Origin of the sequence: Qipengyuania atrilutea (assembly GCF_013370205.1) — a bacterium.
Classification (GTDB): domain Bacteria; phylum Pseudomonadota; class Alphaproteobacteria; order Sphingomonadales; family Sphingomonadaceae; genus Actirhodobacter; species Actirhodobacter atriluteus.
The window spans coordinates 1-13265 of sequence record NZ_JABWGV010000006.1; the positions used below are offsets into that span (position 1 = coordinate 1).

Here is a 13265-nt window from a genome sequence, read left to right on the forward strand (position 1 = left end):
CAGCCAAAGGTGGAATGAAACGGGGTCAGGCGCCACACCTGACCCCTATTCATACTTTTCATCGCGTGATAGGTCAGGCACTGGCCTCTCCTTACGAACCTAGAGTGTTGAGGTGGGTGGCTAACCGCTGTCGCTCATCCATTGCGATCTGATGCAAGGTGCGAGGGTCTGCGCAATCTATCTCTTCAAGCGGTAACGTCCCGTCTTCTAGAGCGCAGTAAGTGCAGACAGCAGTAAAGCCGGTTTGCTCTTCGTATCTGGCAACGTCCTGTCCGCAGTCCGCGCATGGAACACTGATCGGATGCTCTTTGGCCATATCGCGCAACCTCCAAGGCGGTGACGCTGATCGCGCTGAAGCTGCCAAGCTGAGTGCCATTACGCTGCCTTCCTCGGTTGCCAGCCAAGCGCCTCTGCCTGCTTGCGGTGCATTGTGGGGGTCATACGATCCTGACCTCAGGCGGATCGGCATACGGGCCAAACATCGCCATCTGTCGCCTCTCGTCGGGTCCGCCACGAATACCGCGGATCACGATCTGCTCCGGCAGGCAGAAATCGCTGATGAACCGCATCATCTTCTGACAATCCTTCCGGCGCTGCGTAGCCTCGATGTGCTTCATTAGCTGCGGGGTTCGCATGAACCATTCCCCGCGCAACCGGCTTTTAGCGAACCGCTCATGCAACTGGCCCTCATCGAATACGCTGCCTTCGCGAGCAGCAAGCGCGACTAAGTGATATGGGCAAGCGGTCTGAAGTCCGCGAAGCCGCTCACTCAATCCGCTAGAGCAGCCCGCGAAGCCGATCTTGATTGGCCCTTCGTGGCCAGCGCTGACGTAATAGATCGCGCCCTTCGGCTTGTTGCGCTTCTGCTCAGCCAAGCGCTCCATGATGCCTTTAACGGGTGGGCGAGTATCCTCTAATAGTGTAACGTCAGGTTTCATCGGGCGGCTCCTTCGCTCGTTGAAGGGCGGCTCGGTATGCGATCACCGGGTCGCCCAATTGCTATGTACCGATGTACACGAGCTGGTAACGAAACGCGAACAAAAACGGCTCAGATTGGGAAAACGCTTGTCCTGGAAGGGGAGCGCCTGACAGTTTGCCGTGGGTACCCCCTGTTTACACCGAGAGGGTCGGCAGTTCGAGCCTGTCATCGCCCACCAGTTTTCGCTTACACGGTCGAGGACGTCAGGCCTACCCGGCCAGCGCCGCGTCGATCGCGCGGCGCGCTTCGGGACCCGTCCACTCGTATCCGCCGACCACGCGCCAGACCTCGCGCCCGCTCGCGTCGTACAGAACCGTCATCGGTAATACGCCCTCTCCTCCGAGGGCTTCGGGATAGTCGCCGTCAGGATCGAGCCACGGTTCCAGCTTGGCGAAGTCATACTGGTCGAAGAACGGCGCGACCACCTCGCCTCCGCGCAAATCCTGACTGACCGTAACGACGCGTAGCCGTCCGTCGTAGGTTTGGGCGAGCCGGTCGAGCATCGGCATCTCCACCACGCACGGCGCGCACCACGTCGCCCACAGGTTGACGAGCACCGGTGTACCCTGCAGCGCGCCCGTATTGAGCGTGCTTCCATCAGGCTGCGACAATTCCACCGTCGGCATCAGCGCACCTGCCTGGCTGCGGTCGATCTCGCCCGAAAGACCCGGGTTCAGGTTTTCCGCGATGTCTGCGGCCAAGTCTGCCTTTTCCTGCGGCAATGCGCCCTGTTGTTGCGCGCCCTCGTCCGCCGCCCTATCGCACGCTGCGAGAAGCAGCACCGGCAGCAGGGCGAAACGCGGCGACATGAGCGAGCGGAAAGTGAACGGCAAGGACGGCTCCAACCAGATGTGGGGTGGGCGCTTCGCCGCGGGGCCAAGCGCCATCATGCGCGAGATAAACGCCTCCATACCCTTCGACAAGGCGCTGTGGCGGCAGGACATCGCGGCTTCGAAAGCCCATGTAGCGATGCTCGCCGCGCAGACAATCGTTTCGCCCGAAGATGCGAAGATGATCGCGGACGGTCTCGACCGGGTGGCGGCGGAATACGAAGCCGACGGCGTGCCGGAGGACTGGGATCTCGAAGACATTCACATGACGGTGGAGGCGCGGCTGACCGAGTTGATCGGACCCGCTGCAGGACGCCTCCACACGGCGCGCAGCCGGAACGACCAGGTGGCGACCGATTTCCGGCTCTGGGTGCGCGAAGCAATGGTACGGGCGGAGGCCGGTCTGCTCTCGCTTCAACGCGCACTGGTAACGCGGGCGCATGAGAACGTCGATGCGATCATGCCTGGTTTCACCCATTTGCAGACCGCGCAGCCGGTAACGCTCGGCCATCACCTCATGGCCTATTACGAGATGACGAAGCGCGACATCTCGCGCTTTTCCGATGCACGGAAGCGAACGGACGAATGTCCGCTGGGCAGCGCGGCGCTGGCCGGAACCGGCTTTCCCATCGACCGGCAGGCTACGGCGGAAGCGCTTGGATTCGCCGCGCCGACCCGCAACAGCCTCGATGCCGTATCGGACCGTGACTTTGCGCTCGATTACCTGATGACGGCGAGCCAGTGCGCGCTGCACCTTTCACGGCTGGCGGAGGAGATGATCATCTGGGCGAGCCAGCCCTTCGGCTTCGTCAAGATGCCCGATACGCTGTCCACCGGCAGTTCGATCATGCCGCAGAAGAAGAATCCCGACGCTGCCGAACTGGTGCGGGGTCACGCGGGCCGGATCATCGGCTGCGCGACGGCTCTGATGGTGACGATGAAGGGTCTGCCGCTCGCCTATTCGAAGGACATGCAGGACGACAAGCCGCCGGTGTTCGAGGCTGCGGGCCTGCTCGACCTCGCGATTGCAGCGATGACCGGCATGGTCGCGGACAGCACCTTCGATACTGCACGGATGCGGCAGGCGGCAGAACTTGGCTATGCGACCGCAACGGACCTCGCCGACTGGCTGGTGCGCGAAGCGGATATTCCCTTCCGCGAGGCACATCATATTACCGGAGCTGCGGTGAAGCTGGCGGAGCGCGAGGGCAAGGCCCTCGACGCGCTGACGCTAGAGCAGCTGCAAGCGATCGACGAGCGGATCGACGAGCGGGTGTTTGCTGCCCTGTCGGTCGACGCGTCCGCCCATTCGCGAAGCTCCTATGGCGGGACGGCGCCGCAGCAGGTAAGAGCGCGCGTTGCCGAAGCGGCGAAGGAAGTGGATCTCGAACTGTGAACTTGCGCCTGACTGTACATGCGAAGACCGCCGCGGCGTGTGCTGCGCTGTTCGTGCTATCCGCCTGCGCCTCCAAGACGCCGCTGGAGCCCGAACCCGGCGAGACGCTGCCTCCGCCCGCCTACGGGTCGACGACACCGAGCGATGCGGAAGAACTGCTGGAACTGCCTCCGCAGGCCGCGCCGGAGCGAAGCGTGGAACTGCGCCGTCGCTCTGAAGAACGCGAAGACGACCCCTTCGACCTGCCGCCGGAATGATAATGCGCCGCCTCGCGGCAACGGATAGCTGATGGACCATTTTCACCTGAAAAACGGCGAACTGCACGCCGAAGACGTGCCGCTGGCGCGGATCGCGGACGAGGTCGGCACGCCCGTCTACGTCTATTCGCGCGCCACGCTGGAACGGCACGCGCAGGTCTTCAGCGAGGCGCTGAGCGGTCTTGACGACCCGCTGATCGCGTTCGCCGTCAAGTCGAACCCCAATCTCGCCGTATTGCGCGTCCTGCAGCAGCAGGGGTTCGGCGCGGACGTGGTTTCGGGCGGGGAACTGAAGCGCGCGCTCGCCGCCGGTTTTGCGCCGGAGAAGATCGTCTTTTCGGGTGTCGGGAAAACCGATGCGGAACTGGCGCTCGGGCTCGACGAAGGCATCGGCCAGTTCAACATCGAATCGAGCGAGGAAGGCCGCGAGCTGGCCGAGCTGGCCCGATCGCGCGGGACGCGCGCACCGGCCGTGCTGCGCATCAACCCGGACGTCGATGCGAAGACGCACGCAAAAATCTCGACCGGAAAGGCGGAAAACAAGTTCGGCATTCCGCTTATCCGCGCGCGTGAAACCTACCGCGAGCTTGCGGGTCTGGACGGGCTCGACCTGCGGGGCGTTGCGATCCATATCGGCAGTCAGCTGCTCGATCTGGAGCCGCTTGAAAGTGCTTTCGCCAAGGTCGGCAAGCTGGTCGCGGACCTGCGCAGTGACGGCCACACCATCACCCACGTCGATCTCGGCGGAGGTCTCGGCGTGCCTTACAAGGCAGGCATGACGCCGCCCAGCCCGGCGGAATACGGCGCGCTGGTCGAGCGCGTGACGGCGGACTGGAACGTGAAGCTCGCATTCGAGCCGGGGCGGGTCATTGCCGGCAATGCGGGCGTTCTGCTCACCCGCGTCATCCGGGTGAAGCGCGGCGGCAACGGCCCGCCCTTCGTCATCGTTGATGCAGCGATGAACGATCTCGCCCGCCCCGCCCTCTACGGCGCCTGGCACGATTTTGACGCGGTCGCGCCCGATGGACAGCGGATGACCGCAAACATCGTCGGCCCGATCTGCGAAACCGGCGACACCTTCGCCACCGACCGCGAATGCGATGCGCTAGCCTCTGGCGATCTGGCCGTCTTCCGCACTGCGGGGGCTTACGGCGCGACCATGGCGTCGAGCTACAATTCGCGCGGGTTCGTGGCCGAAGTGCTGGTCGACGGCGATCGCTTCGCCGTCGTCGCCGACCGGATCGAGGCGAGTGCTATCATGGACGCGGAACGCGTGCCCGAATGGCTGGCCTAGGCACGTTGACAGCATGATCCATTCGCTGCCCCTCTTCCACCGGATCGACGGCGCGAAAGTCGTGGTAGTGGGCGAAGGCGCGATGGGCGAGGCGAAGGCGCGGCTGGTACGGCGCGCGGGCGGGATCCCGGTGAGCGAGGCCGAAGCGCATCACGCGCGGCTCGCCTTCGTGGCGCTCGACGACGAGCGGCAGGCGAAGGCCGCGGCGCTGCGGCTGAAGCGCGCCGGTCTGCTCGTCAACGTCGCCGACCGTCCGGAGCTTTGCGACTTCACGACACCGAGCATTCTCGAGCGTAGTCCGGTGCTGATCGCGGTCTCCACCGGCGGCGCATCGGCGGGTCTCGCCAAGCATCTGAGGTTGCGCCTGGAGCGGATCATCCCGCAGAGCCTCGGCACACTCGCCACCGCTCTATCCGACGCTCGCGAGAAACTGCGCGCACGTTACCCGGCACCGGACGACCGGCGGCGCATGTTAGACGGTGCGCTGGCCGAAGGCGGCGCACTCGACATCATGCGCGAAGGCTCGCACGAGGCTGTCGATGGCTGGCTTGCGGACGATGCCGCCATCGCGGGCAGTGAAACGCATACTATCAATCTTCGCAGCGACGATCCGGAAGACCTGACACTGCGCGAGGCGCGGCTGCTCGGCGAGGCTGACGTAATCATCCACGATCCGAATGTCCCGGAGGCGATCCTGAGCCGCGCGCGCGCCGATGCCGAACGCTTCCTCGTTGGCGGCGAGGATACACCGGCTCCGGGCGGCGGATTGACCGTCCGGCTCTGCACGCAAGTTTGATCGTCAGAACATGTCGCGGCGGCTGCCTTCGGGCGCGGCGAAGTAATCTGCAATCCCCTCCCTACTCCGGCGCGTAAGTCTTAGCATCGCGCGGCGGCGATCCGTCCCGTCCGCCGCTCGCACGATCAGTCCCCTTTCTTCGAGCAGACCGATCTTTCGCAGAGCAGTCGTGACCGGAACGCCCGATGCGATGCACAGCGACGACACCGAAATTCGCCGGCCTTCCGCTTCGCTTAAAGCAAGTTCGAGCAGCATGTCCCACGCCGGATCGCCGAACACGTCCGCCCCGAACAGATCGCTGCGGGCTTTCCGCTTGCCGATGAGCCGGCGCAGGACGGAAGCCGACGGCAGCGGCCCTGCCTTGGGCGTCCCGCTGACATTAGCGGCAAATGCCCGGGCGTGGTTGCGGATCGCAGCGGAGCCGGTCTGCATCGCGGAGGCGATCATCGAGCGCACCCGTTCTGCCGGATTTCCGCGCGTATCTGACCAAGGCGGAACATCCGCTCCCACCGGCTTGGCCGCGCCAGCACTTCGGTCGTCAAGCCGTGTAGCGCGGCGCGAAGCACTACGATGGCGGCCGGCTCGCAAACGACGTACAGACGCTTCCCGGTATCCGCAGCGAACCGGTCGATCTCGGTCAACCGCCTTGTCAGCATCGCCGTTAGTTCTCCAACCCGGACAACGACGATTTCGCCCAGCGCATCGAACGACGGCCGGCTCAACAGTGCCGAGACAGCCTCGTTATGAAGAAGGCGAAGCCCGCTTCTTTCGCAATCCTTCACGAGCTTGTCGCGGTAGGCATAATCGTCAGCAAATAGTGAAAGCGTCGCTTCGCGCAGTTCCGGCCGGTAAGGTTTGACCGAAGCAATCGCCAGATCGATTTTCTGGTACAGCATAAGTGTCCCCTGTTTGCTCCTGTGAACAGGGGTAGAACAAAAAAGGTTCGGCGCAAGAACAAATATAGTCCGCCGGAATGGCGGTATTAACCACTTCTATAAACTACCGGCGTCAGTCGAAAGACGCCGAGCGCGCGTTGACGCGATTACTTTGGTTAATCAGTCCTCGAACGGATCGCGAACAAGAATGGTATCTTCACGTTCCGGGCTAGTCGAAACGAGCGCGACCGGCGTTTCGATCAGTTCCTGTATACGCTGAATGTACTTGATCGCCTGCGCAGGCAGATCCGCCCAGCTTCGCGCACCGGCGGTGGTGCCCTGCCAGCCATCCATTTCCTCGTAGATCGGTTCGCACGCCGCCTGCTCCGCCGCGTGGCTCGGCAGATAGTCGTAAACCTTTCCGTTGAGGCGGTAGCCGGTGCAGATCTTCACCTTTTCGAAGCCGTCGAGCACGTCGATCTTTGTGAGTGCAATACCGGTCACCCCGGAGATTGCGCAGGTCTGCCGCACCAGGACCGCGTCGAACCAGCCGACCCGCCGCTTGCGCCCCGTGACGACACCGAATTCGTGGCCGCGCTCGCCCAGCGTCTGGCCGATCTCGTCCTCGAGTTCGGTCGGGAAAGGACCGGAGCCGACGCGGGTTGTATAAGCCTTCACGATACCGAGCACGAAGCCGGTCGCATTCGGACCGAGGCCGCTGCCGGAGGCCGCGCTGCCGCTGACCGTGTTGGAGCTCGTGACGAAGGGATAGGTGCCGTGATCGACGTCGAGCAGGACGCCCTGCGCTCCTTCGAACAGCACTTTCGCTCCGGCCTTGCGTACCTTCTTCAGCCGCTTCCACACGGGCTGCGCATATTTGAGGACGAAGGGCGCAATTTCGCGGAGCTCGGCAAGCAGGGCCTCGCGGTCCACGGGTTCCTGCTCGAAGCCGGCGCGCAGTGCATCGTGATGTGCGCAGAGCCGGTCGAGCTGCGGTTCGAGCGCATCGAGATGTGCCAGATCGCAAACGCGGATCGCGCGGCGGCCCACCTTGTCCTCGTATGCGGGGCCGATGCCGCGCCCGGTCGTGCCGATCTTGCCGCTGCCTGCCGCCGCTTCGCGCAGCCCGTCGAGGTCGCGGTGGAGCGGGAGGATTAGGGGGCAATTGTCCGCCACGGCGAGGTTGTCGTCGGTAATCGTGACGCCCTGCCCTTCGAGCTTCTCGACCTCGGCCTTCAGCGCCCACGGATCGAGCACGACGCCGTTACCGATGATCGACAGCGTGCCGGTCACGATGCCGGACGGCACGAGGCTGATCTTGTAGGTCGTTCCGTCCACCACCAGTGTATGCCCGGCGTTATGTCCGCCCTGGAAGCGCACCACGGCGTCGGCGCGGCTGGCGAGCCAGTCGACGATCTTGCCCTTTCCTTCATCGCCCCATTGGGCACCGATGACGGTCACATTGGCCATGTCTTTTCTTTCCGGCAGTCTGGAGGAAAACGAACGGGCGGGGATTAGTCGCTGCCTAGCGGCAGGGCAAGCGCGGGTGCGGCCAAATCTGCGGATTTGCGAAGCCGCGGCGGCGACCCTATGTGCGAGCGCGTGATGAACGAGACCCAGCCCTTCCGCGTCGCGGCACTCTACCGCTTTGCCGCTTTCGACGATCCTGCGCAATTGAAGCCGGCTCTTCTGTCGATGTGCGACGAAAACGGCGTGAAAGGCACTATCCTGCTCGCCAGCGAAGGCATCAACGGCACGATCGCCGGACCGGATGCAGGGATCGAAGCGGTGCTGCGGCATATCCGTACGCTGCCGGGCTGCGAAGAGATCGAGGTCAAGTTCTCGCGCGCCTCGAAGATGCCCTTCAACCGGATGAAGGTTCGTCTGAAACGCGAGATCGTCACGATGGGCGAAGCGGACATCGACCCGGTCGGCAGCGTGGGCCGCTACGTCGCGCCGGAGGATTGGAACGCGCTGATCGACGATCCGGAAACGATCGTCATCGATACGCGCAACGATTACGAAGTCGCTATCGGCACGTTCGCGGGCGCGATCGATCCAGCGACCGAAAGCTTCGGCGATTTCCCACGCTGGTTTCGCGAGCGCCGCGAAACGCTCGGCAAGGCGCCCAAGGTTGCCATGTTCTGCACCGGCGGCATCCGCTGCGAAAAAGCGACCGCGTTACTGCGACAGGAAGGGATCGAGGACGTCTACCACCTGAAGGGCGGCATCCTCTCCTACCTCGAACACGTCCCGGCGGAAGAGAGCCGGTGGGAAGGCGAATGCTTCGTCTTCGACGAGCGGGTGAGCGTGACGCACGGGCTCGGCGAAGGCAGCTACGAACTCTGCCGCGCCTGCCGCCGCCCGGTCGATGCGGAGGGCATGGCGTCCGAAGCCTATGTCGAGGGCGTCTCGTGCCCCGCTTGCATCGACGAGAAATCGGACGAGCAGCGCGCCCGCTATGCAGAGCGGCAGCGACAGGCGGAAATGGCGAGGATGCGCGGGACGCGGCACGTCGGCGCGAAACCTGGCCGGAAGGCGGCGGCGCAGGATGGCTGAGCCGATCCTCTACAGCTTTCGCCGCTGTCCCTACGCGATGCGCGCACGCATGGCGCTTCACATTAGCGAGACGTCGCACGAGGTGCGCGAGGTGGTGCTGCGCGACAAGCCGGACGCGCTGCTCGAAGCATCGCCTAAGGGGACCGTGCCGGTCATGGTTCTGCCTGACGGCACAGTGCTCGAAGAGAGCCTCGACATCATGCGCTGGTCGCTTGAACAGAATGATGCTGAGGGATGGCTCAAACGCACCGACGAAGGGCTGATCGCCGCTAACGACGGGCCGTTCAAGCACCATCTCGACCGCTACAAATACGCGACGCGTCACGACAGCGATCCGGAGGAGCACCGCGCCGCAGCACGCGCGATCCTCATGCGTTTGCAGGACCGGCTCGCCAATCAGGCATGTCTTTGCGGAGACAGGCGCGGCCTTGCCGACGCGGCGATCTTTCCCTTCGTGCGCCAGTTCGCCCATACCGACCGCGAGTGGTTCGCGGCCCAGCCATTGCCCGATCTTGCGAAATGGCTCGAAGGCTGGAAATCCTCCGACCTGTTCAAGGCGATCATGGTCAAGCGCGACCAATGGAAGCCGGACGCGGCTTAAGGGTTTAGCGCACGCTGGATAGATCGCGGCACACGGGCGTTGGTCATGCGAACACCAACGAAAAGGCATCCCATGCGCGACGAAAACTACCCTACCCTCACCATGAACGACGACCGCCAGATCCCGCAACTCGGGTTCGGCACCTATCAGATCGAGGATGACGACGCCGCAGAGGCCGTCTCCACCGCGATCGACGTCGGCTACTGGCTGATCGATACGGCCGCCGTCTACCAGAACGAGCGCGGCGTGGGCGAAGGTATCGGCGACTGGAGCGACATCTTCCTCACCACCAAAATTTGGAACGAGAGCCAGGGTTACGAGCGTACGAAAAGTGCGTTTTCCAAATGCTTGGCGCGGCTCGACCGCGACTATGTCGACATGCTGCTGATCCATTGGCCCTGCCCGGAGAACGACAAGTTCGTCGAAACATGGAAGGCGATGATCGAACTGCGCGACGAAGGCAAAGCGAAGTCGATCGGCGTGTCGAATTTCCGGGAGCAGGACCTAAAACGCCTGATCGACGAGACCGGCGTCACGCCCGCGCTCAACCAGATCGAACTGCACCCCAGCTTCCAGCAGCGCGAACTGCGCAAGGTGCATGACGATCTCGGCATCATCACGCAAAGCTGGTCACCGCTCGGACAGGGCGACACCATGAACAACGATGCGATCAAATCGATCGCGGACGAGACCGGCCAGAATGCGGCGGCGGTCGTCATCCGCTGGCACATTCAGCACGGGCTGGCCGTCATTCCCAAGGCCTCGAGCCGCGAGCACATCGAAGCCAACTTCAGCGCCTTGAAGTTCGAGCTGACGGACGATCAGATGGCGAAGATCGACGCACTCGACAGTGCGGACGGTCGGATCGGCCCAAAACCGTCCGAGGTTAACTGAACCTAGAGCTGTTCGACCGCGCCGCCGTTCAGGCGGTGCGTGCAGCCGAGCGCGCGTGCATCGTCGCTGTCCGACAGGGCGGCGACGGTGCGCCAGCCTTCGGCCCGTAGCGCCGCGGCGCGCTCCGCGTCGTGGCCGACCGGGCAGAACAGTTTGTTCGCCTCCTCCGCCGGCTCGTCGAGCACGTCGAGCAGCTGGTCGAGATAGAGCGAGAAACCCATGGCAGGCTCGTCTTTCCCGACAATCGCGTAGCTTCCGCCCCGCCCCAGCGCCCCGCGGCCGTTCTCGGCATACAGGGTGAAGCCGAACCAGCTTTGATATTCGAACCCGTGCCGCTCGCTCGGGTCGAGAGTCAGACGCGCGCGTTCCCTGATCCCCGAAGCTACTTCGCGCAGACCAGCGATGCGTGATGCAAGCGCGCCGCCGGCATCGAGTTCAGCAAGGTGTTCGATCGCTTCGCCGAAGGGGCCGGTCGCGTAGAGAAGGGGCAGATAGGCATCCCCGCCGGGTATGGCGGCAAGCCCGCCCGCGTCCTTCGTATCGAGTTCGCGGCGCACGTCGGCCACATATTCGGCCTTCAGCGGCAATGCCTCCGCCGCCAGCACGTCCACGATGTCCGGAAGCGTGAAGTCGACCGAGATGGCGCGCGCGCCGGCCTGCTCCAAAGCATCGAGCGCAACCCGCACGATCTCGCTCGCCGCGGCGACGCTGTCGCTACCGATCAGCTCGGCGCCCATCTGGAGACGCTGGCGTTCCGGGGCGAGCTGGTCCGCGCGCAGCAAGGCGACCTCGCCTGCGTAGCAAAGCCGCAGCGGGCGCGGTGCACCCGCCAGCGACGTCGCGGAAATGCGGCCCACCTGCACCGTCATGTCGCTGCGCAGCGCGAGCGTGCGAAGGCTCGCCGGATCGGTGAAGCGCACCATGCGCCGCGTGCTGACGCCCTGCATTCGCTGGCTAAGCGATTGTTCGAACTCGATCAGCGGCGGACGCACCCGGTCATACCCGTGAGCGTCCATCGCGCCAAGTACGCTGCGCATTGCGCGCGTGGCCGCCGCTGCCTCACGCGGCAGGCGGTCTTCGAGCCCTTCGGGCAGCAGGTCGTCGGTTTCGTGCTCCATCGGCGCTGCCCTAGCCGCGCTCCGCTTAAAACTGAAGCGGGGTCACGACTTTCACGCCGTCGAGCTGGCACGCCTGCTGCACCACCTCCTCGCCGATCGGATGGTCGACCGAAAGCAGCAGCACCGCTTCGTCGCCCGCGATGCGCCGGCCAAGGTTGAAGTTACCGATGTTGATGCCGTTCTCGCCGAGCAGCGTTCCGATCCGGCCAATGAACCCCGGAACGTCCTTGTTGACGATGTAAAGCATCGGCCCGTCGAGTTCGGCTTCGATCCCGACCCCGAAGATGTTGACGAGACGCGGCGCTTCATTGCCGAACAATGTGCCCGCAACCGAACGTTCGCCTGCATCGGTCTGCACCGTCACGCGGATCAGCGTATGGTACACACCCTCGCGGTCGTGCCGGATTTCGCGCACGTCGAGACCGCGCTCCTTCGCGAGATACGGCGCATTGACCATGTTCACGCTGTCCGAATAGCGGCGCATGAACCCGGCCAGCACCGCGCCGGTGATGGGCTTGCCGTTAAGCTGCGCCGCCGCGCCTTCGCGCTCTATACTGATCTTGGTCAGGTTGCCGTGCGCGAGCTGCCCGACGAGCGAACCCAGCTTCTGCGCCAGGCCCATGTAGGGCGCGAGCTTCGGAGCTTCCTCTGCGCTCAGAGAAGGCATGTTGAGCGCATTGGTCACGCCGCCGTTGACGAGATAATCGGCCATTTGCTCGGCAACCTGCAGCGCGACGTTGACCTGTGCCTCGGTCGTGGATGCGCCGAGGTGGGGCGTGCAGATGAAGTTCTTCGTGCCGAACAGCGGGCTTTCCTTCGCCGGTTCGGTCTTGAACACATCGAGCGCCGCGCCTGCGACATGGCCGCTTTCGAGAGCCTCCTTCAGCGCTTCCTCGTCGATCAAACCGCCGCGCGCGCAGTTCACGATACGCACGCCTTCCTTCGTCTTCGCGAGGTTCTCGCGGCTCAGGATGTTGCGCGTATCGTCGGTCAGCGGGGTATGCAGGCTGATGAAGTCCGCGCGTGCCAGCAGCGTGTCGAGATCGACTTTCTCGGCCCCGATCTCGACCGCGCGCTCTGCCGTCAGGAACGGATCATAGGCGATGACCTTCATCTTCAGTCCGAGCGCGCGGCTCGCGACGATGGAGCCGATGTTGCCCGCCCCTATCAAACCGAGCTTCTTGCCGGTGACTTCGACACCCATGAAGGCGCTCTTGGGCCATTCGCCCTTCTGCGTCTGTTCGTTGGCCGCCGGGATTTGCCGCGCCAGCGCCATGATCATGGCGATCGCGTGTTCGGCGGTCGTGATCGAATTGCCAAAAGGGGTGTTCATCACGACGACGCCCTTGCCGCTGGCGTAGGGAATATCGACGTTGTCGACCCCGATCCCGGCGCGACCGATAACCTTCAGGTTCGTTGCTGCATTGAGGATTTCCGGCGTCACAGTGGTCGAGGACCGGATCGCAAGGCCGTCGTATTCGCCGATGCGGGCCTTCAGCTCGTCCGGGCTTTCGCCGGTGATGACGTCGACGTCGCAGCCGCGCTCCTCGAAGATACGCGCGGCATTCGGGTCCATCTTGTCGGAAATGAGAACTTTGGGTTTCGACATGGTAATCTCCATCGACACCGCGCCTGTCCGTGCGCTTGCCGGAATTGATAAGGGAAC

The 13265-nt window shown here is 64.0% G+C and carries 14 protein-coding genes; 7 read left to right on the plus strand and 7 right to left on the minus strand.

The window, feature by feature from the left end:
* Positions 1 to 437: 437 nt before the first annotated feature.
* The gene (locus HUV48_RS12565; RefSeq protein ID WP_176268156.1) at positions 438 to 938 is read right to left on the minus strand and encodes a GIY-YIG nuclease family protein; all 501 of its coding nucleotides are present in this window, start codon (positions 936 to 938) and stop codon (positions 438 to 440) included.
* A gap of 250 nt (positions 939 to 1188) precedes the next feature.
* On the minus strand, positions 1189 to 1788 hold the full coding sequence (locus HUV48_RS12570; RefSeq protein ID WP_176268157.1) for a TlpA family protein disulfide reductase: 600 nt from the start codon (positions 1786 to 1788) through the stop codon (positions 1189 to 1191).
* A 40-nt stretch (positions 1789 to 1828) separates the two neighbouring features.
* On the opposite strand from HUV48_RS12570, the gene argH reads away from it, so the two are divergent.
* From argH to HUV48_RS12590, 4 genes are read left to right on the plus strand one after another with little or no spacing between them, the layout of a single operon-like run.
* Positions 1829 to 3205, plus strand: coding sequence for an argininosuccinate lyase (gene argH / locus HUV48_RS12575; RefSeq protein WP_176268245.1), 1377 nt, complete (start codon positions 1829 to 1831; stop codon positions 3203 to 3205).
* A complete protein-coding gene (locus HUV48_RS12580; RefSeq protein ID WP_318656104.1) occupies positions 3202 to 3462 on the plus strand; it encodes a hypothetical protein in 261 nt (86 codons plus the stop codon). The genes argH and HUV48_RS12580 overlap by 4 nt, the downstream gene beginning before the upstream one ends.
* Positions 3463 to 3493: 31 nt before the next feature.
* Positions 3494 to 4756: a diaminopimelate decarboxylase gene (gene lysA, locus HUV48_RS12585; protein ID WP_176268158.1), complete on the plus strand. Its 1263-nt coding sequence runs from the start codon at positions 3494 to 3496 to the stop codon at positions 4754 to 4756.
* Positions 4757 to 4769: 13 nt separating this feature from the next.
* The gene (locus tag HUV48_RS12590) at positions 4770 to 5552 is read left to right on the plus strand and encodes a precorrin-2 dehydrogenase/sirohydrochlorin ferrochelatase family protein (protein WP_176268159.1); all 783 of its coding nucleotides are present in this window, start codon (positions 4770 to 4772) and stop codon (positions 5550 to 5552) included.
* 3 nt (positions 5553 to 5555) lie between these two features.
* On the opposite strand, the gene HUV48_RS12595 is transcribed toward HUV48_RS12590, so the two are convergent.
* The 3 genes from HUV48_RS12595 to HUV48_RS12605 all read right to left on the minus strand — a co-directional run bounded on the left by HUV48_RS12595 (position 5556) and on the right by HUV48_RS12605 (position 7897).
* Positions 5556 to 5999, minus strand: a complete 444-nt coding sequence (locus HUV48_RS12595; protein ID WP_176268160.1) for a helix-turn-helix domain-containing protein — start codon at positions 5997 to 5999, stop codon at positions 5556 to 5558.
* Positions 5996 to 6448 carry a hypothetical protein gene (locus HUV48_RS12600; RefSeq protein WP_176268161.1) on the minus strand — a complete coding sequence of 151 codons (453 nt, stop codon included), beginning with the start codon at positions 6446 to 6448 and terminating at the stop codon, positions 5996 to 5998. The genes HUV48_RS12595 and HUV48_RS12600 overlap by 4 nt, the downstream gene beginning before the upstream one ends.
* A 159-nt stretch (positions 6449 to 6607) precedes the next feature.
* Entirely contained in the window at positions 6608 to 7897 is a 1290-nt protein-coding gene (locus HUV48_RS12605; RefSeq protein WP_176268162.1) for an adenylosuccinate synthase, read from the minus strand.
* Between the two features lie 135 nt (positions 7898 to 8032).
* Between HUV48_RS12605 and trhO the strand changes: the two genes are divergently transcribed.
* The 3 genes from trhO (at position 8033) to HUV48_RS12620 (ending at position 10481) form a co-directional block, all read left to right on the plus strand.
* Positions 8033 to 8986 (plus strand): oxygen-dependent tRNA uridine(34) hydroxylase TrhO, encoded by a 954-nt coding sequence (gene trhO, locus HUV48_RS12610; protein ID WP_176268247.1) that lies wholly within the window; start codon positions 8033 to 8035, stop codon positions 8984 to 8986.
* Positions 8979 to 9587, plus strand: a complete 609-nt coding sequence (locus tag HUV48_RS12615) for a glutathione S-transferase (RefSeq protein ID WP_176268163.1) — start codon at positions 8979 to 8981, stop codon at positions 9585 to 9587. The genes trhO and HUV48_RS12615 overlap by 8 nt, the downstream gene beginning before the upstream one ends.
* 72 nt (positions 9588 to 9659) lie before the next feature.
* A complete protein-coding gene (locus tag HUV48_RS12620; protein ID WP_176268164.1) occupies positions 9660 to 10481 on the plus strand; it encodes an aldo/keto reductase in 822 nt (273 codons plus the stop codon).
* Between the two features lie 2 nt (positions 10482 to 10483).
* Here the strand turns inward: HUV48_RS12620 and HUV48_RS12625 are convergent, their stop codons facing one another.
* Together HUV48_RS12625 and serA are read right to left on the minus strand one after the other, a co-directional pair.
* Entirely contained in the window at positions 10484 to 11599 is a 1116-nt protein-coding gene (locus HUV48_RS12625; RefSeq protein WP_176268165.1) for an ATP phosphoribosyltransferase regulatory subunit, read from the minus strand.
* Between the two features lie 25 nt (positions 11600 to 11624).
* Entirely contained in the window at positions 11625 to 13208 is a 1584-nt protein-coding gene (gene serA / locus HUV48_RS12630; protein ID WP_176268166.1) for a phosphoglycerate dehydrogenase, read from the minus strand.
* Positions 13209 to 13265 lie beyond the last annotated feature (57 nt).

Coding starts and splice junctions, on each gene's coding strand:
- trhO (WP_176268247.1), top strand. CDS start 8,033: ATGAACGAGACCCAGCCCTTCCGCGTCGCGGCACTCTACCGCTTTGCC.
- argH (WP_176268245.1), top strand. CDS start 1,829: ATGTGGGGTGGGCGCTTCGCCGCGGGGCCAAGCGCCATCATGCGCGAG.
- HUV48_RS12570 (WP_176268157.1), bottom strand. CDS start 1,788: ATGTCGCCGCGTTTCGCCCTGCTGCCGGTGCTGCTTCTCGCAGCGTGC.
- HUV48_RS12605 (WP_176268162.1), bottom strand. CDS start 7,897: ATGGCCAATGTGACCGTCATCGGTGCCCAATGGGGCGATGAAGGAAAG.
- HUV48_RS12600 (WP_176268161.1), bottom strand. CDS start 6,448: ATGCTGTACCAGAAAATCGATCTGGCGATTGCTTCGGTCAAACCTTAC.
- serA (WP_176268166.1), bottom strand. CDS start 13,208: ATGTCGAAACCCAAAGTTCTCATTTCCGACAAGATGGACCCGAATGCC.
- HUV48_RS12615 (WP_176268163.1), top strand. CDS start 8,979: ATGGCTGAGCCGATCCTCTACAGCTTTCGCCGCTGTCCCTACGCGATG.
- HUV48_RS12625 (WP_176268165.1), bottom strand. CDS start 11,599: ATGGAGCACGAAACCGACGACCTGCTGCCCGAAGGGCTCGAAGACCGC.
- HUV48_RS12595 (WP_176268160.1), bottom strand. CDS start 5,999: ATGATCGCCTCCGCGATGCAGACCGGCTCCGCTGCGATCCGCAACCAC.
- HUV48_RS12620 (WP_176268164.1), top strand. CDS start 9,660: ATGCGCGACGAAAACTACCCTACCCTCACCATGAACGACGACCGCCAG.
- lysA (WP_176268158.1), top strand. CDS start 3,494: ATGGACCATTTTCACCTGAAAAACGGCGAACTGCACGCCGAAGACGTG.
- HUV48_RS12590 (WP_176268159.1), top strand. CDS start 4,770: ATGATCCATTCGCTGCCCCTCTTCCACCGGATCGACGGCGCGAAAGTC.
- HUV48_RS12565 (WP_176268156.1), bottom strand. CDS start 938: ATGAAACCTGACGTTACACTATTAGAGGATACTCGCCCACCCGTTAAA.